The 18,496-nt window shown below is 72.5% G+C and carries 6 protein-coding genes; 2 read left to right on the top strand and 4 right to left on the bottom strand.

Going from position 1 to position 18,496, the window contains the following annotated elements:
* Positions 1-6: 6 nt before the first annotated feature.
* Positions 7-819, bottom strand: a complete 813-nt coding sequence (locus KHP12_RS24670; protein WP_086880412.1) for a class II aldolase/adducin family protein — start codon at positions 817-819, stop codon at positions 7-9.
* A 40-nt stretch (positions 820-859) separates the two neighbouring features.
* Entirely contained in the window at positions 860-2,398 is a 1,539-nt protein-coding gene (locus KHP12_RS24675) for an FAD/NAD(P)-binding protein (RefSeq protein WP_086880411.1), read from the bottom strand.
* A 452-nt stretch (positions 2,399-2,850) separates the two neighbouring features.
* Between KHP12_RS24675 and KHP12_RS24680 the strand changes: the two genes are divergently transcribed.
* The gene (locus KHP12_RS24680) at positions 2,851-4,074 is read left to right on the top strand and encodes a cytochrome P450 family protein (RefSeq protein ID WP_086880410.1); all 1,224 of its coding nucleotides are present in this window, start codon (positions 2,851-2,853) and stop codon (positions 4,072-4,074) included.
* A gap of 215 nt (positions 4,075-4,289) precedes the next feature.
* Positions 4,290-4,904, top strand: coding sequence for a hypothetical protein (locus KHP12_RS24685; protein ID WP_086880409.1), 615 nt, complete (start codon positions 4,290-4,292; stop codon positions 4,902-4,904).
* 96 nt (positions 4,905-5,000) lie between these two features.
* Here the strand turns inward: KHP12_RS24685 and KHP12_RS24690 are convergent, their stop codons facing one another.
* Together KHP12_RS24690 and KHP12_RS24695 are read right to left on the bottom strand one after the other, a co-directional pair.
* A complete protein-coding gene (locus KHP12_RS24690) occupies positions 5,001-6,269 on the bottom strand; it encodes a cytochrome P450 (RefSeq protein WP_211833759.1) in 1,269 nt (422 codons plus the stop codon).
* Positions 6,270-6,285: 16 nt separating this feature from the next.
* Entirely contained in the window at positions 6,286-18,453 is a 12,168-nt protein-coding gene (locus KHP12_RS24695; RefSeq protein WP_211833794.1) for a non-ribosomal peptide synthetase, read from the bottom strand.
* Between the last annotated feature and the right edge of the window lie 43 nt (positions 18,454-18,496).

The raw sequence follows: 18,496 nt of genomic DNA on the forward strand, positions 1-18,496 counted from the left end.
GCGGGCCTACTCCTCGAGCAGGTCGGGCTGTTCGGCGACGATCTCGTTCCACAGCAACTGGAAGCTGAACCAACCGAGTTGGGCGTCCCCGAACCCTGCGGCGGCGGCCAGGGCCTGCTCATGGGTGAACGCCTTCGGGGTACCGGCCGCGTGGGCCAGCAGTTGCACCTGGGCGCAGCTGTCGTAGGTGAAGAACCAGTGCACGGCCTCGTCCAGCGAGCCGCCGACCGTGATCAGCCCGTGGTGGCGCAGCAGGATGGCACGGTTGTCGCCGAGCCGCTCGGCGATGTCACGGCCCTGCTCCAGGGAGACCGAGGGGCCCTGGTACTCGTCGTAGAGGACCTGGCGCCCGTAGAACGCCGCGGACTCCTGGTCGATGGGGTCCAGCAGCCTGCCGAGCGCGCCGAGTGCACGGGAGTGCGCCGTGTGGCCGTGGGCCGCGGCAGTGGCGCCGGGGTGGCGCTCATGGATCTCGGAGTGGATCACGAAGGCGCTGGGGTTGACCCGGTGTCTGCCCTGGACGACCCGGCCGGTGGAGTCCACACGGATCAGGTCGGCGACCTTCACCTGTTTGAAGGAGACCCCGAAGGGGTTGACCCAGAACTGGTCGGGGTGCTCGGGGTCGCGGACCGAGATATGGCCCGAGATGCCCTCGCCGAAGCCGTACTTGCCGAACAGCCGCAGGGCCGCGGCGAGTCGCTGCTTGCGGTGGCGCCGGGCCTCTTCCGGGCTGGTGAAGACCGGTTCACCCGGGATGGGGAGTCCGGTGGCGGTGTCGGCCAGGTATGCGGCGTCCGGTGCGGCGGCCGTAGTGGTCATGACGGTTCGTTTCCTCTCTGGACGGAACGGGGTGGACATCTCAGGTGGCGACGAGGACGTCCGCGGGCCGGGCGGCGGTCAGCCCTTCGGCGTGGCCGAGGATCGCGGCGACGATGTCGGTGCTCCGGTCCACCAGCGACGGGATGCCCCAGGTGAAGAAGAGCGTTCCGGCCCCGATGTCGCCGAGTCCGTACAGCCGCGGGTCCGGTCTGCCGTCGACGGTGAGCCGACTGGTGGCACGAGCCAGGTGCAGTCCGCCGTACGGATGGCGGCTGGCGGCCCGGCCCCGCGTCAGCGACGAGACCAGGGGCCGGGCGGCGGCGGGGATCCTGCTGCCGGCGGCGTTGACCGCGCTGATCACCCTGTCGGTGGTGAAACCGGTACCGGGCGCGGCGACGACGTCGAAGCCCCCGCCGGGGCTCGGGGTGATGCTCCGCAGCCCGGAGTGATTCGCCAGCTGTCCCGCCGCGAACAGCTCCAGCAGCCCGGCGGCGCTGTCCGGCGGCATCGGGCAGCACAGGCTCATGACGGTGCGGTGGTGGGCACGCAGTATCCGGGCCCTGTCGCGCGCCCGCAGCAGGGGCCATACGTCCGGACCGGCCTCCGGTACGGCATGCCGCAGGATGCGCAGCCCCATCCGGGGCGAGTCGACCTCGGCGAGCTCACACCGCAGGCGGTCCACCGGGTCCTCCCGGTCGGCCCGCAGGATGCCGGAGACCACCGCATCGAGGTCGGCACCGGCGTCCCGGAACTCCGCCCGCATGATCGCGCCGAGTTCGCAGAGGGAGAGCTCCCGCCCGCGCCGGGCCAGTGACCGCATCCGCTCCCGGGTGAAGTGCCGCGGGGTGAACGGGACCGGCTGTTGCCGCACCCCGGGGAGCAGACCGCGCCGGGAGACCAGGGCGATCCGGCCTCGGTGTCCCCGGACAGCGAGCGAGAGGACGATGTCGACGGCGGTCAGACCGCTGCCGACGACGGTGATGTGGTCCTGGTCTCCGATCTCCTGGAGCGCGCCCAGGACTGGATAGGGGTCGGCCACGAAACCCGGCGCGGCGGCGAGGCCGTAGACGTCCTTGGGGCCGTCGCCGCCGACGCAGAGGACCACATAGCCGAAGGAGCGGACGTTCCCCCGGCCGGAGCGCAGTTTCACCCCGTCGGCGGTCCGGCTGGCGGCCTCGACCGACTCCCCGATGAGATTCACCTGCCAGCCCTGGCGGCGCAGATCGGCGAGTGCCGTGTAGGCGCTCTGCTCCAGGTACTCGCCGTAAACGGCGCGCGGCGCGAAGCGGACGCCGGACCGGCTGTCGATGCCCTCCTGGACTCCGACGACGCGGTCCCGGGTCTCCAGCCATCGTTCGAAATGGCCGGGGTCACCGGCGCGCACCGACATGTCGTCCGGTGCCGCGTTCACCTTCAGGGTCTCGGTGTCGACCTGGTACGCGCGTCCGCGCCACAGATGGGGCGATGGCTCGAACACCGTAATGCTTCCCGGCCCGCCCCGGGCCCGGGCCAGGGCGTCGATCAGGCAGACCGCCGCCGCGCCGCCCCCGACGACGCCGATCGAGAATCCATGCGACATTTCTCAGTCACCATCGATCCGCCGGAGGGCATGGGGTACTGCGTTGATATTTCCGTCAGCGGCCACTGAAGCCCTTCCTCAGCTGTTACAGGAATTCCAAATTCCGTGAAAATGCCGCTCTCGACGGCGCCCGGCGCGGCCTCGGCCATGCGGAACACGGAGTTCAGACCTATCAGTTCCGAGGAGTATTCCGAGCCCCCGGGAAAGTGACCACCGAGATGGCAGCTTGCTGCCATCAATGACCCGACGATATTCGAATTGTTCGAATAGTTAATAGGAGCCGGACACTCCGAATCCGGTACTCCGAATACGGTATTCCGAATTATGAATTCCGAGGGAAGGCAAAGAGCCAATATTTCGATGTGCCGTGGAGCGATTCCGGAGATGACTGATAAACGTAGCGGCGAACACCTTTCGTAACGGAGTCACAGCCAGGATGGGAAAGGTATGAGATGACACAATCCACTGTTGAGGTGCTGGAGGAACTGGGGCCGGAGTTCTACCGCGACCCGTATCCGTTCTACGCACGGCTGCGCGAGCGGGGCCCGGTGGTCCGGGTCGGCCTGGGCCCGACACCGGTGTGGCTGGTCGTCGGGTACACCGCGGCGCGGGCGGCGCTGTCCGATCCGCGCCTGGTGAAGGACCAGGGCCGGATGCTGCGGGCCGCAGCGGCGACCGCCGGTGTCGAGCACCTGCCGGTGCCGGAGGAGAAGACCTTCGGCGAGCAGGTGCTCACCAGCCACCTGCTGACGATGGACCCGCCGGACCACACCCGGCTGCGCACACTCGTCGGCAAGGCGTTCACCATGCGCCGGATCCAGGCGCTGCGACCGCGGATCGAGCAGGTGATCGGCGAGCTCCTCGACGCGGTCGCCGGGCGGACCGAGCTGGACCTGCTGGAGGCCCTGGCGTACCCGCTACCGGTCGCCGTGCTCGGCGAGTTGCTGGGCGTCCCCGCGGCGGCGCAGCCACGGTTCAAGGAGCTGTGCAACGCGCTGAACTTCGTGGGGCCCGAGGAGATGCGGCAGGTCGGGGAAGACCTGGCGGAGCTGGTGCTGACCTGGGTGGAGCTGCGCCGCACGGAACCGGCGGACGATCTGCTCACCGAACTGGTGCGGGCCCATGACCTGGAGGACCGGCTCACCCTGGCGGAGCTCGCCTCCATGGTGTTCCAGGTCATGAGCGCGGGCTTCGGCCCGACCAGCCATCTGATCGGCAACGGCGTCTCGGCGCTGGTGCGCCACCCCGAGCAGCTGGAGATGGTGCGCGCGGACCGTTCCCTGGTACCCGCCGCCGTCGACGAGGTCGCCCGGTACGACACGACGGTGCATATCGCCATGCCGTCCGTCGCCGCGGAGCCGTTCGAACTCGGGGGCGCGCCGATCGCGGAGAACGACTTCGTCGTCGTCTCGCCCGGCGCGGCCAACCGGGACCCGGCCTACCGGGCGGATCCCGACGTCTTCGACATCCGCGGCAACACCGCCGGCCACCTCGGCTTCGGCCACGGCATCCACCACTGCCTGGGCACCTCGCTCGGCAAGATCCAGGCCGAGGCGGCCTTCACGGCCCTGCTCGACCGGTACGAGCGGATCGAGCTGGCGGTGCCTGCGGAGGAGCTCCAGCACAAGGTGTTCCCCGCGCGACTGCTCGAAGCGCTTCCGCTGCGCGTCGGCTGAGCCCGGCGCCCGCTCGGGGCGCGGGCCGGGTGGCCCTCCTGCGTGCGGCGCAGACCGCCTCCCCCGTCCGGCTGAGTTGCGCCCTTCCTGCGGTGGATGTGCGGGGCAGCGGTCGCTGCGATCTTTGAAGAGCCACAGGCAGGCAGCGCCGGCCGGGTCGGCGGACGCACTCGGTCCTCCGCACCGACCCGGCATCCGGACGAGGAGGACGCCCCATGACCGCCCGCACCATCCTGACGAAGCTGCACGGCCGGGTGGCGGCGGACGTGCCCCGCTGGGCTGTGCGCACCGCTTACGCCATCACCCTCACCACGCTGCCCTCCTGCGTCTGGCGGATCGTGGGCATCAACCTGGGCGCGCCGCTGCTGGAGCACAACTCATCAGGCCCCGGCTCCTCGGACGCCCCGCATGCCTTCGACGGCGGCTGGTGGTACGTCATCGGACTCAGCGTCTTCAGCGAGGCGCTGGCGTTCCTGTCGTTCGGGCTGGTCGCCCGGTGGGGCGAGGTGTGGCCGAACTGGATACCTGGTCTGCGCGGGCGCCGGGTGCCGGTCCTGGCGGCCGTCATCCCGGCCGGCCTCGGTTCGGCGGCGCTGCTGATCTTCCCGTACGCGCTGGTCATGATCGCCTTCGATATGAAGATCACCGGGGAGCCGCTCGGGCTGGTCATCCACGGCTGGCAGTCCGTGGCCTTCTGGATCGCGTACGCGCCGCTGGTCGCCTGGGGACCGCTGCTCGCCGTCCTGACCGTGCACTACTACCGGCGGCGGCGCTCCGCCCGGCCCCCGGCCGTCGATTCCCGGCAGACCGGGGCCGCCCTGACGGGCTGACGTGCTGACGGGCCCGACGACGGACAACAGGGCCGCCCGGCGCCCCCTCGTGGGGGCGCCGGGCGGCCGTTCGTCCGGGTGCGGTGCCGGGGCCGGTCAGCCGTCGGCGGCGGTGGCCAGCCCCGCCTCGTCCGGCAGGAACCGGACCGGCAGGGTCGACATCCCGGTCATCAGATTGGAGTGGATCCGGCGCGGCTCACCGGTGAGCTCGACACCGTTGCTGAACGTCCGCATCGCGTCCAGCATCTCCTTCACCTCGACCCGCGCCAGATAGGCGCCGAGGCAGAAGTGCGGACCGTAGCCGAAGGTGATGTGCTTGTTCGGCGAACGGCCCAGGTCCAGGACGTACGGGTCGTCGAAGACCGACTCGTCGCGGTTGGCCGAGGTGTTCCACAGCGTCACCACGTCGCCCGCCTTGATGGTCCCCCCGGCCATCTCGATGTCGACCAGCGCGGTGCGGCCGAAGTTCATCGCGGGGGTGGCCCAGCGCAGCGCCTCCTCGGTGGCCGACTCCAGCGTCACCGAACCTTCCTTGAGCCGCTTCCACTGCTCCGGCTCACGGCTGAGGGTGTAGAGGGAGTCGATCATCGTGAGCCGGCTGGTCTCGTCGCCGCCCAGGATGAGGCTGTAGCAGTTGAAGACGATGTCCTGATCGGTCAGCGGCACACCGTTGATGTCACTGGCGGTGAGCGTGCTGATCACGTCGTCCTGCGGATCGGCGCGCCGCTCGGCGACCAGATCGCTGAAGTACAGCAGGATCTCGTTGCGCGCCAGGAACGCCTCCTCCGGGGCCTGGTCCGCCTCGTCCGAGCTGAGCGAGGACTTGGTCAGACCCAGCAGATAGGCGTGGTCCTTCACCGGCACCCCGAGCAGACCGCCCACGGTGGTCAGCGGGATCACCTGGGCCACCTCGGCCGCGAAGTCCCCCTCCCCCCGAAGGACCGCTTCGGCGATCATCCGGCGGGCGTTGACCCGGACCAGCGCCGCCACCTTGGACAGGGCTCGCGGCGAGAACGCCTTGAGCATCACATTGCGCAGGTCCTTGTGGCGCTGGCCGTCGGTCACCGCCAGCATCTGGCCGGCGGCCGAGTCGCCGCCCGCCAGCAGCGTCACCAGCACGTTGCCCTTCTCCGAGGTGAGCCGCTGGTTGTCCCGGTAGAGCGCCATCACATCGGCGTAGCGGCTGACCACCCAGAAGCCGGGAGCGCCGTCGACCGGCGGATGCCAGTGCAGCGGGTGGTCGGCGCGCAGCCGGCGCCAGTACGCGTCCATGTCGTGCTCGAGGTAGGTCTTGGGGTCGACCAGGTTGACCGCCGAGATCTCCTCCGGTACCTCTTCGCGGCTCATCGCTGTCTGCACGCTCATCTCTCCACCAATCGGGTCACTTGAGTTCCCGGAGCTTCTCGTTGAGTACGCGGCCGATCTCGGCGGCCGGTTCGGGCCGCATCAGATACGGGTGGGCGTAAGGGATCCGCCGGTACTCGATCCGTCCGTCGACAAAGGGCCGCCACCGCTCGGCGCGCCCGGCCAGGTCGGCCGCGGGCACCGACGGGTCCTCCTCGGCCACCAGCACCAGCAGGTCGCCCCGGTAGCGGGCCGGTTCATAGGCCAGGAACAGCCGGCGGTTGTTGGCGAAGGCACGGGCCAGCGCGGCCACGTTGTCCTCGTCCAGGCTGGCCAGCACCGACTGCCGCTCCCGCAGCATGGTCACCACCTGGCCGTGAGTCAGCCGCGCGTCGCCCAGGGCGGTCACGTCGTACCCCTCGAAGTCCAGCAGCACGCGCAGCGCGTCCTGCTCGTCCGGCAGCCGGTCGGGCAGCGGCTGGGAGCGGTCGAGCGGGTACTCGTCCAGATTGACCAGCAGCGCCACCTCCTCGCCCTCGGCCTGGAGCAGCGCCGCCATGGCGTGGATGACCGTGCCGCCGAGCGACCAGCCGAGCAGGACGTACGGTCCGGTGGGCCGGACCCGGCGGATCTGGGCGACATAGTCGGCCGCCATCTCCTCCAGGGTCCCGGGGAGCGCGTCCCCCTCGCCGTCGAGTCCGCGGCACTGGAGGCCGTAGACCGGGTGCTCGGCGTCCACGCTCCGCAGCAGCGCCGAGTAGCTCCAGCTCAGCCCGCCCGCGGGGTGGACACAGAACAGCGGGACGCGACTGCCGTGCTCGCGCAGCGGAAGCAGCACATCGAGCGAGTCCTGCTCCGCGTCGCCGCCGAGCCGCTGGGCCAGTTCGGCGACGGTGGGCGCGGTCAGCACCGTCCGCATGCCGAGCTTCACGCCGAACGCCGACCGGATCCGGTTGACCAGGCCCATCGACATGATGCTGTCGCCGCCCAGGTCGAAGAAGCTGTCATGGATCCCCACCACGTCAAGACCCAGCGCCTCCCGGAACAGCCCGCACAGGATCTCCTCCTGCGGGGTGCGCGGTCCGCTCCACTCGCGGGGGGTGTAGTCGGGTGCGGGCAGCGCCTTGCGGTCGACCTTCCCGTTGGCGTTCAGCGGGAGCTCCTGAAGGACCGTGAACGCGGCCGGGACCATGTAGTCCGGTACCGCCGCGGCCAGCCGCTCGCGCACCGCGGCGGGGTCCAGCCCGCCGCCCGCCGCCGGCACCAGATAGGCGGCCAGCCGCTTGCCCGCGCCCTCGTCCGAGCGCAGCACGACCGTCGCCCGGCCCACCTCGGGATCCCGGGCCAGCGCGGCCTCGATCTCGCCGAGTTCCACGCGGTAGCCGCGGACCTTGACCTGCTCGTCCACCCGGCCCAGGTACTCCAGCTGCCCGTCCGCGTTCCAGCGCGCCAGGTCGCCGGTGCGGTACAGCCGGCCGCCCGGCGCGCCGAACGGATCGGCCACGAACCGGGCCGCCGTCAGCGCGGGCCGGTTCAGATAGCCGCGGGCCAGCTGGCCGCCGCCGATGTAGAGCTCGCCGACGGCGCCGCGCGGCGCGGGCCGCAGCGCCGCGTCCAGCACATACAGCCGGGTGTTCGGGGTGGGCCGGCCGATCGGCACCGCACCCGACGGTGTCTCCTCGCCCGGTTCCAGCCGCAGCACCGCGCAGCCGACGGTGGCCTCGGTCGGCCCGTACTCGTTCACCACGGCCACGTCCGGGTGGGCGGCGCGCCAGGGGGCCAGCGCCTCGCCCAGCAGCTGCTCACCGCCGATCACCAGCTCCCGGGTCGGGGAGCACTCCGGGTCCACACCGGCCAGCAGCGGCAGATGGGAGGGGGTGACCTTGCAGAACGCCGGCCGGACCCGCCCTTCCGCGGGCTGCTCCAGCTCCGCCACATGCACACAGCCGCCGGTCGTCAGCGGGCCGAACAGCGAGGTGACCGCCATGTCGAAGGAGACCGGCGAGTGCAGCAGGGCCCGCTCTCCCAGCGACGGGTACGCCTCGGCGGCGTAGTCGAGGTACTGGGCGAACGAACGGTGCTCCACCACGACGCCCTTGGGCCGCCCGGTGGACCCCGAGGTGTAGATGACATACGCGGGGCTCTGGGCCTGCCACCGGTGGCCGCCGGAACCGGCGGGGGCGGCGGAACCGGCGGGGGCGGCGGAACCGGCGGGGGCGGCGGAACCACCGGAACCGCCGGAGACGGACTCGGCCGGCTCACTCGTACCGGCCTCGTCCAGCAGCCGCACCGGCGCCGCCGTCCGCGGCAGGCCGGGCGCGATGTCCGAGCGGGTCAGCACCAGCACCGGAGTCGCGTCGGTGAGGACGTGCGCCAGCCGGTCCGCCGGGTCGCCCGGGTCCACGGGCAGATAGCCGCCGCCCGCCTTGAGCACCGCGAGGGCGGCGATCACCAGGTCGGCCGAGCGCGGCAGGGCCAGTGCCACCAGCCGCTCGGGGCCCACTCCGGCGCCGATCAGCTCGGCGGCCAGCCGGTCGGCGGCCGCGTCGAGCCGCGCGTAGCTGAGCCGGGTGCCGTCCGCGGCCAGCAGCGCCGGGGCGTCCGGGGTGCGGGCGACCTGGGCCTTGAAGCGCTCGGGCACCAGGGTGACGGGCGCGGGCCGCGCCGTGGCGGTGAACTCCTCGAGCAGCGTGCGGCGTTCGTCCGTGGCCAGCAGATCGACCCGGTTCACCGGCTGCTCCGGCGCGTCGATCATGGCCTCGAACGCGCGGACCAGCCGGCCGCCGATGGCCTCCACGGCGTCGGGGGCCACGAGGTCCGGCCGGTAGCCCAGGCGCAGCCGCAGGGCGCGTCCCGGCATCGCCACCAGACTGATCGGGTAGTGGTTGGCGTCCGAGCCGTACAGGCCGACGATGCGCAGCCCGTCCTCGACGGCGGGCATTCCGTCGCCGTCCAGCGGATAGTTCTCGGTCACCACGATCGTGTCGAACAGCGTGTCCGGCTCGACCAGGCGCAGCACGTCCTGGAGGCCCAGGTAGTGGTGGTCCATCACCGCCGTCTGCTGGGCTCGCAGCCGCTCCAGCAGCGTCGTCCAGGTGTCGGTCGTCCTCAGCTCGGCGCGGACCGGGACGGTGTTGATGAACAGGCCGACCATGGTCTCCACACCCGGGAGGTCCGCGGGGCGGCCGGAGACGGTGGCGCCGAACACCACGTCGGTCCGGCCGGTGAGCCCGGACAGCACCACGCTCCAGGCCGCCTGCACGACCGTGTTCAGGGTCGCGTCGTGGCGTCGGGCCAGCGCGGTCAGCTCCGTGGTGGTGCGCTCGGGGAGTTCCACGAGCAGATCGCCGGGGACCTCGACGGTCCGTCCGTCGCTGTCGGACGCGATGAGCGTCGCGCCGTCCACCCCGGAGAGCACCGTGCGCCATGCTTCGCGTGCCGCCTGCTTGTCCTGCCGGCCGAGCCACGCGAGATAGTCGCGGTACGGGGTGACCTCCGGCAGCGCCGACTCGTCGCCGTCCGCCTCGTACAGCGTGAACAGCTCACGCACCAGCAGCGGGCCCGACCAGCCGTCGAGCAGCAGATGATGGTTGGTCATCAGGAACCGGGCCAACTGGTCGCCCATGTGGATCAGGGTGAAGCGCAGCAGCGGCGGCCGCTCGGGGTCGAACCGGCGCACCCGGTCCTCGTCCATCAGCGCGTCCAGCCGGGCGGCCCGCTCCGCCTCGGGCAGATGGCCGAAGTCCAGTTCCACCCAGGGCAGTTCGACGTCGGCGGCCACCACCTGTACGGGGCGGCTCAGCCCCTGCTGGCGGAAGCCCGCGCGCAGGTTGGCATGGCGCCGCAGCAGGGTCCGCGCCGCGCCGCGCAGCCGGTCCGCGTCCAGGGGGCCCGCGAGGTCGATGCCGAGCTGCACGGTGTAGAGGTCGGGCTCGTCCTCGTCGAACTGGGCGTGGAAGAGCAGCCCCTCCTGCATCGGCGTGAGCGGCAGGACGTCCTCCAGCCGCTCCGCCCCCGCGGACTCGACCGCCTCGATCTCGTCCTGGGTCAGCGGGACCAGCGTCAGGTCGGAGGGGCTGTAGCCGCCCGCCTCCGGCCCCTCGGCGTGCCTGACCAGGGCGGTGAGCGCGGTCAGCCAGTTCTGGCCCAGCTCGTGGACCTCGTCCTCGCTCAGCAGCTCGCCCGCCCAGGACACATCGGCGACCAGATGCGGGCCGTCCGGCAGGTCCTGGGTCATCGCGGTGATGTCGATGGTGTGCGCGATCGGGCGCCCGGGGTCGCTGCCGCCATCGAGGTCGAAGCCCTCCGGGGCCGGTCCCCAGTCGGCCGGGGCGGTCTTCTCGGTCGCCACGGCGCCGGGGAAACGGCCCAGGTAGTTGAAGCTGATCTGGGGCTCGGGCAGCCGGATAAGCACCGGAGCGGTCTGCGGGTTGAGGTACCGCAGCAGGCCGAAACCGATCCCGTTGTCCGGCAGGGCGCGCAGTTGCTCCTTGACCCGCTTGAGCACCCGGCCGGTCGCCGGACCGCCCGCGCGGTACTCGGCCCAGTCGTGCGGGCCGGGGTCGAGCCGTACCGGGAACAGGCTGGTGAACCAGCCGACGGTCCGGGACAGGTCGACGCCCTCGTCGAGCTCCTCACGGCCGTGGCCCTCCAGGTTGACCAGAACATGGCCGGCTTGGTGGCCCCGCTGTGCGCGCCACTGGACGACGGCGGCCGCGAACGCGCTCAGCAGGACGTCGTTGATCCGGGCGTGGAACGCGGCGGGCACCGTGGTGAGCAGGGCCGAGGTCTGCTCGGCGGGCAGCGTGAGCAGCAGCCGCTTCGTCGTCGCGGTGATGTCCCGCCGGGGGTCGAGCGGCCGGTCGGCGAGCGCCGGGTCGGGCTCGGCGAGGGTGTCCAGCCAGAACGTCAGCTCCTCGATCCGCTCCGGCCGCTGGGCGGCGTCGGAGAGCCGCTGCGCCCACTCCCGGAACGAGGTGCCGACGGCGTCGAGCCCGGAGGTGCCGCCGCCGTTCAGCCCGGAGGTGCCGCCCTCCGTCTGCGCGGACCACGCCGTGGTCAGGTCCGGCAGCAGGATGCGCCAGGACACCCCGTCGACCGCCAGGTGGTGGACGGTGAGCAGCAGCCTGCCGGAGACGTCCGGGCCGGCGTCGAACCAGACCGCCTGGAGCATCAGCCCCGCCTCGGGGTCGAGCCGGTCCCAGGCGCCCTTGGTCTCCTCGGCCATACGGGCACGGGCCCGCTCCTCGTCGAGACCGGTCAGATCGACCCGGCGCAGGCAGTCCGCCACCTGGACCGCGCCGCGCTCGGGCACCTCCAGGCTCCACACCACGCCACCGGTGCGGCGCAGCCGCATCCGCAGCGCGTCGTGGTGGTCGAGCACCGTCTGCAACGCGGACCGCAGGCGCTGCTCGCCGACGTCCGCCGGGACCACGATCATGTTGGTCTGGCTGAACCGGTCGGGGCGGCCGCCCCGCTCGCGCATCCAGTGGATGATCGGCGTCAGCGGTACGTCGCCGATCCCCGCCGAGGCCGCCACGGGCTCGGCCGCGGGGCCTTCCGCGGGGCCTTCCGCGGGGGCGTCCTCGACGGCCGTGGCCTTGGCCAGCGCGGCCACCGTCTTGTGCTCGAACACATCCCGCGGCGTCAGCTTGACGCCCGCGTCACGGGCCCGGCGGACCAGCTGGATGGACATGATGCTGTCCCCGCCGGTGTCGAAGAAGCTGTCGTGGATGCCGACCCGCTCCAGCCCGAGGACCTCCGCGAACAGCCCGCGCAGCAGCTCCTCGTGAGGAGTGCGCGGTTCGTCGGCGGGGCCGGTGGCCGTGGTGGTGTACTCCGGCGCGGGAAGCGCCTTGCGGTCGGTCTTGCCGTTCGGGGTCACCGGCAGCGAGTCGAGCACCACCACCGCCGCGGGCACCATGTACTCGGGCAGTTCCGCGGCCAGCTGAGCGCGCAGGTCGGCACCGGTGAGCGGCCCGGCCGCGCCCTCGGCCACCGCGTAGGCCACCAGCCGCGGCTCACCGGGGCGGTCCTCGCGCACCATCACCTCGGCCTGCCGGACCGAGGTCCCGCGCAGCAGCACCGAGCGGATCTCGCCGAGCTCGATCCGGAACCCGTGCAGCTTGACCTGCTCGTCGGCGCGGCCGACGAACATCAGCACCCCGTCGCGGGTCCACTTGGCCAGGTCACCCGTGCGGTACATACGGGTGCCGGGCGGGCCGAACGGGTCGGCGACGAAGCGCTCCGCGCTCGCCGCGGGCCGGTTGAGGTAGCCGCGGGCGAGCCCGGGACCCGAGAGGTACAGCTCGCCGACCACCCCGGGGGCCGTCGGCCGCAGCGCCGCGTCGAGCACCCGCACCCGGGCGTTGGGGATCGGTGTGCCGAGGGGCGGTTCGGCCACGCCGGACAACGGCGCGCTGATGGTGGCGCACACCGTCGTCTCGGTCGGACCGTACGCGTTCACCATCCGCCGCCCCGCCGACCAGCGGCCGGCCAGCTCCGGCGGGGTCGCCTCCCCCGCCACCAGCAGGGTGACGCCCGCGGGCACCTCACCGTCCGTCATGACACCGAGCGCGGCCGGCGGGATGGTCGCCTGGGTGACGCGCTGCTCGGTGAGCAGCGCGGCCAGCGGGGCGCCGGGGTCCAGGCGCTCGGACGGCGCCATCACCAGCGTGGAGCCGGAGAGGAGCGCCTTGCACAGCTCCGCGAAGGCGGCGTCGAAGCTCGGCGAGGCGAACTGGAGGACGCGGCTGCCCGGACCGAGTCCGAGCGCCTCCGTATAGCCGGTGAGCAGACTGGCGAAGCCGGTGTGCGGGACCACCACGCCCTTCGGCCTGCCGGTGGAGCCGGAGGTGTAGATCAGATAGGCCGGGTGGTCCACCGACAGCCGGACCTCCGGCGCGGTCTCCGGCGCCTTCGCGATCCTGGCCTCGGTGGCCTCGTCGTCGAGGAGGAGGACCGTGGTGTCGCCCATGGGGGGCAAGGTCTCGGCGATCGGCCGGGTGGTGACGACCACACCGGGCCGGGCGTCGGAGAGCATGGAGGCGAGGCGCTCGGCGGGGTACGCCGGATCGAGCGGCAGATAGGCCGCGCCCGCCTTGTGCACGGCCAGGACCGCGGCCGGCCAGTCGGGGGACCGGGGGAGCGCCAGGGCGACGAACCGCTCGGGGGCCGCGCCCTCGGCGCGCAGCACATGCGCGAGCCGGTTCGCCCTCCGGTCCAGTTCGGCGAAGGACATCTCGCGGCCCTCGAAGGCCACCGCGGGGTCGTCGGGCGCCTCGGCCACCCGACGGGCGAACAGCGCGGGGAAGGTCGCCGGGGGAAGGTCGCGCGCGGTGTCGTTCGCGGCGGCCAGCACGGCGTGCTCTTCCTCGGTGAGCGGGGAGATGTCGCCCACCCGCAGGTCCGGATCCTCGGTGACCCGCTCCAGAAGCCGCGTCAGACGCTCGAACAGGGCCTCGACCGTCTCCCGGTCGAAGAGGTCGAGCCGGAAGTCGATCAGCGCCTGGAGACCGGCCGGGGCGCCGCCGGGACCGGTGCTCTCGTTGAAGGTGAAGGCCAGGTCGAACTGGGTCGCGTTGACCGGCACCGGATACGCGACGGCGTCGACCCCGGGCAGACCGGTCGGCGAGGTGGTGGTGGTCTCGAGGTTCTGTACGTTCAGCCAGATCTGGAACAGCGGGTGCCAGGCCAGCGAGCGCTCGGGGTTGAGCAGCTCGACCAGGCGCTCGAAGGGCACCTCCTGGTGGGCGTACGCGGCCAGGTCGTACTCGCGGACCCGGTCCAGCAGTTCGCGGAAGGTGGGGTCGCCCGAGGTGTCGGTGCGCAGCACCAGTGTGTTGACGAAGAAGCCGATCATTTCCTCGAGCGCCTTGTCGTTGCGCCCGGCGATCGGCGAGCCCATGGGGATGTCGGTGCCCGCGCCGTGCGCGGAGAGCAACGAGGCCAGACCGGCCTGCAACACCATGAACAGGCTGGTCCCGGTCGTGCGGGCGACGCGGGCCAGCGCGCGGTGCAGCTCGGGTGAGATCCGCCCCTCGACCGTCTCGGCCGTGTAGTCGGCCTCCGGCGGACGCGGGCGGTCGGTCGGCAGCCGCAACACATCGGGGCTGCCCTCGAGGCGCTGCCGCCAGAATTCGAGCTGCTCGCTGACCAGGCTCCCGGGGTCGCTCTCCTCGCCGAGGACCGAGTAGTTCCAGATCGTGTAGTCGGCGTACTGGACCGGCAGTGGCTCCCAGTCCGGGGCCCGGCCGGCCGTCCGCGCCAGATAGGCCGAGGTGAGGTCGGCGGCGAAGGGGCCGACCGACCAGCCGTCGCCCGCGATGTGGTGCAGGATGATCAGCAGGACGTGGTGGTCCGGGGCCACCTGGAACAGCGTCACCCGCAGCGGGGTCTCGGTCGCCAGGTCGAAGTCGCGCGCCGCCTGTTCGGCGATCGCCGCGTCCAGCGCCCGCTCGTCGACGGTGGTGACGACCATCTCGGCCGGGCACTGGTCCGGGGGCAGGATCAGCTGCCGCGCGGCGCCGCCGGTCTCCGGGAAGATCGTGCGCAGCGTCTCGTGCCGGGCCGTGACGTCCCGGACGGCCGCCCGCAGCGCCTCGTGGTCCAGCGTGCCCGTCAGCCGCAGCCCCAGGCTGATGTTGTGCGCCGCGGCGCCGTTCTCGAACCGGTTGAGGAACCACAGCCTGCGCTGGGCGTAGGACAGCGGGATCCGCTCCGGGCGCTCCACCGGGACCACCGGCGGCCGCGCGGTGTCGGCGTCACGGAGCCGTTCCGCCAGCTTCGCCACCGTGGGCGCCTCCCACAGCGCACGCAGCGGCAGTTCCACGGAGAAGGCGGTCCGGGTCCGGCTGACCATCCGGGTGGCGTGCAGCGAGTGCCCGCCCAGCTCGAAGAAGTCGTCGTGAATGCCGACCGAGTCCAGCTCCAGCGCCTCCATGAACAGGCCGCACAGGATCTCCTCCTGCGGGGTGCGCGGGGCCACGCTGGTGGACAGTGCGGTGAGGTCCGGCGCGGGAAGCGCCTTGCGGTCGGTCTTCCCGTTGGGCGTCAGCGGCATCTCGTCGAGCACCATGAACGCCGAGGGCGTCATGTACTCCGGCAGCCGCGCGGCGACGGCCCGGCGCAGCGCGGGCACCGGCACCGCCGCGCCCGGGGCCGCGACGACGTACGCCACCAGCCGCTGCTCGCCCGACCCGGCCTCGCGGGCCACCACCGCCGCCTGGGCGACCTCGGGCAGTTCGGCGAGCACGGTCTCGATCTCGCCCAGCTCGATGCGGAAACCGCGCACCTTGACCTGGTCGTCGGTGCGGCCGCCGAACTCGAGCTGGCCGTCGTCCGTCCACCGGGCCACGTCACCGGTCCGGTACATCCGGGTGCCGGGCGCGCCGAACGGGCAGGCGACGAACCGCTCCGCGGTCAGGTCCGGACGGCCCGCGTAGCCGCGCGCCACGCCCCGCCCGGCGATGTAGAGGTCGCCGAGGACCCCGGGCGGGGCCGGGGACAGCCCGGCGTCCAGGACATAGACCTGGGTGCTCGCGATGGGCCTGCCGATGACTGGTGCGGTGCTCGGTGTCCCAGTGCCGTCAGGTCCCCCGTCGGGCCCGGCGAGACGGGCGGCGGTGGGCTGCACCGCGTTACTGCTCAGTGTGGTGCTCGGCGTTCCACTGCCGGCGGGCCCGGTGAGACGGGCGGCCGTGGGCTGCACCGCGTTACTGCTCAGTGTGGTGCTCGGCGTTCCACTGCCGGCGGGCCCGGTGAGACGGGCGGCCGTGGGCTGCACCGCGTTACTGCTCAGTGTGGTGCTCGGCGTTCCACTGCCGGCGGGCCCGGTGAGGCGGGCGGCCGTGGGCTGCACCGCGTTACTGCTCAGTGTGGTGCTCGGCGTTCCACTGCCGGCGGGCCCGGTGAGACGGGCGGCCGTGGACCACACGGTGGTTTCGGTGGGGCCGTACAGGTTCGTCACCTCGGAGCCGAGTTCGCACAGCCGGGAGGCGAGCCCGGCGGGCAGCGCCTCGCCGCCGACGAGCACGCGCAGCCCGGAGAGCGCCTCGGGGTGCTGGGACACCAGCGCCTGCCACAGGGTGGGCGTCGCCTGCATGACCGAGGCGCCGGTGCTCTCCAGCAGCGCGGCCAGCGCGGGGACGTCGATCACCTCGTCGCGGGTGGCCAGCACCACCGCGGCGCCGGACACCAGCGGGGTGTACAGCTCCAGGCCCGCGATGTCGAAGGCGATGGTGGTCACCGCGGCCAGCCGGTCCCCGGGCCGCAGGGCGAACCGGTCCCGCATGTCCTGGACGAAGTTGGTGAGGTTGTCCCGGGTGACGACGACGCCCTTGGGCCTGCCCGTGGAACCCGAGGTGTAGATGGTGTAGGCGGGGTGGTCCCCCGCCACCGGGGCCGGTTCCGGGGCCTCGCCGGACAGGGCGGCCAGCCGGTCGCGGACCGCCGGGTCGTCCAGCAGCACCCGCGCCGCACCACCGGTCGCGGGCACCGAGGACACCGAGGAGTCCGTCACCACGACCGCGGGCGCGGCGTCGGTCACGATGTACTCGACGCGCTCGGCCGGGTATTCGGGGTCCAGCGGGACGTACGCGCCACCGGTCTTCAGGACCGCGAGCAGGGTGGCCACCAGATCCGCCCCGCGCGGCAGCGCCACCGCCACCCGCGTCTCGGGGCCGACGCCGAGCCCGGACAGCAGCCGGGCCAGCCGGTTGGCGCGGGCGTCCAGCTCGCCGTAGGAGACCTCGGCCCCGTCCGCGACCAGGGCCACCGCCGCCGGGTCGGCGGCCACGGCGGCCGCGAACAGCTCGGGCACCGAAGTCTCCGGCGCCCCGGCGTCGGGCTCGTTCCAGCCGTCCAGGACGGTGCGCAGCAGCTCGGGCGCGAGCACCTCGGTGCGGCCCACCGGGAGGGACGGGTCCGCCTCGATCCGCTCCAGCATCCGGCAGAAGCCGTCCAGCAGGGCCCGCGCCCGCCTCGCCGGGTACAGATCGGGGCGGTATCCCAGGCGCAGCCGCAGGGTGGGGCCGGGGGTCGGGAACAGGGTGAGCGCGTAGTGGGTGGCGTCCTGGCCGGTGATGTCGGTGATCCGCGGCCCGTCGACGCGCTCGGTGATGCCGTCGGAGTCCAGCGGGTAGTTCTCGAAGACGACCAGCGTGTCGAAGAGTTCACCGGTGACCGGCGTGGACTCCTGCACGGCGGACAGCGGCAGGTGGTGGTGGTCGAGCAGCGCTGCCTGCTGCCGCTGGACCGCGGTCAGCAGGTCGGTCCAGGAGGCGCCGTGGTCCACCCGCACCCGGACCGGCAGGGTGTTGATGAACAGCCCCACCATGGACTCCACACCGGGGATGTCCGCCGGGCGCCCGGACACGGTGGCGCCGAACACCACGTCGTCGCGGCCGGTCAGCCGGCCGAGCAGCACCCCCCAGGCGCTCTGCACCAGCGTGTTCAGGGTGACACCGGCGGAGCGGGCCAGCTCGCCGAGGCGGGCGGTGAGGTCCGCGTCCACCTCGGCGACCAGGTCCTCGGGCAGCACCTCCGCGCCGGGGCCCGCCTCGGGCACCACCAGCGTGGCCGAGTCCACCCCTTCCAGCGCCTCTCGCCAGGCCCGCTTCGCCGCGTCCTTGTCCTGCCGGGCCAGCCAGGCGAGATAGGTGCGGTAGGGGGTGACCGGCGGCAGGGTGGTGTCCTCGCCGCCCGCGCGGTAGTGCTGGAACAGCTCCTGCATCACCAGCGGGGCGGACCAGCCGTCCAGCAGGATGTGGTGGGCGGTGAGGACCAGCCAGAAGGCGTCCGCCGCGACCTTGATCATGGTGACCCGCAGCAGCGGCGGCCGCTCCATGTCGAAGCGCCGCTCACGGTCCCCGGCGGCGAACTCCCGGACCTTCGCCCGCTGCTCGTCCTCGGAAACACCACTGAAGTCCAGCTCGGTCACAGGGAGTTCGAGGTCCCGGAGGATCACCTGCATCGGGTCGCCGGTCTTGCGGCGCCGGAACCCCGCGCGCAGGCTCGCGTGCCGCCGCACCAGCGCGGCCGCGGCGCGGCGCACCGCCGGAGCGTCCACCGGGCCCTGGATCCGCACCGCCAGCTGGACGGTGTAGACGTCGAGCGCGTCCGCGTCCTCGGAGTACTGCGCGTGGAAGAGCAGCCCTTCCTGGAGCGGCGACAAAGGCAGAAGGTCCTCGATACGTGTCTGCTTCACTGCACAGGCTCCCTGGGCGTCTTCGTGATGCGATGTGTGACGA

Source organism: Streptomyces asiaticus (genome assembly GCF_018138715.1).
GTDB classification, from domain to species: Bacteria; Actinomycetota; Actinomycetes; order Streptomycetales; family Streptomycetaceae; genus Streptomyces; species Streptomyces asiaticus.

What these genes read in the sequence shown, in the direction of transcription:
- KHP12_RS24685 (WP_086880409.1), top strand. Translation starts at nt 4,290, where the DNA reads ATGACCGCCCGCACCATCCTGACGAAGCTGCACGGCCGGGTGGCGGCG.
- KHP12_RS24670 (WP_086880412.1), bottom strand. Translation starts at nt 819, where the DNA reads ATGACCACTACGGCCGCCGCACCGGACGCCGCATACCTGGCCGACACC.
- KHP12_RS24690 (WP_211833759.1), bottom strand. Translation starts at nt 6,269, where the DNA reads ATGAGCGTGCAGACAGCGATGAGCCGCGAAGAGGTACCGGAGGAGATC.
- KHP12_RS24675 (WP_086880411.1), bottom strand. Translation starts at nt 2,398, where the DNA reads ATGTCGCATGGATTCTCGATCGGCGTCGTCGGGGGCGGCGCGGCGGCG.
- KHP12_RS24680 (WP_086880410.1), top strand. Translation starts at nt 2,851, where the DNA reads ATGACACAATCCACTGTTGAGGTGCTGGAGGAACTGGGGCCGGAGTTC.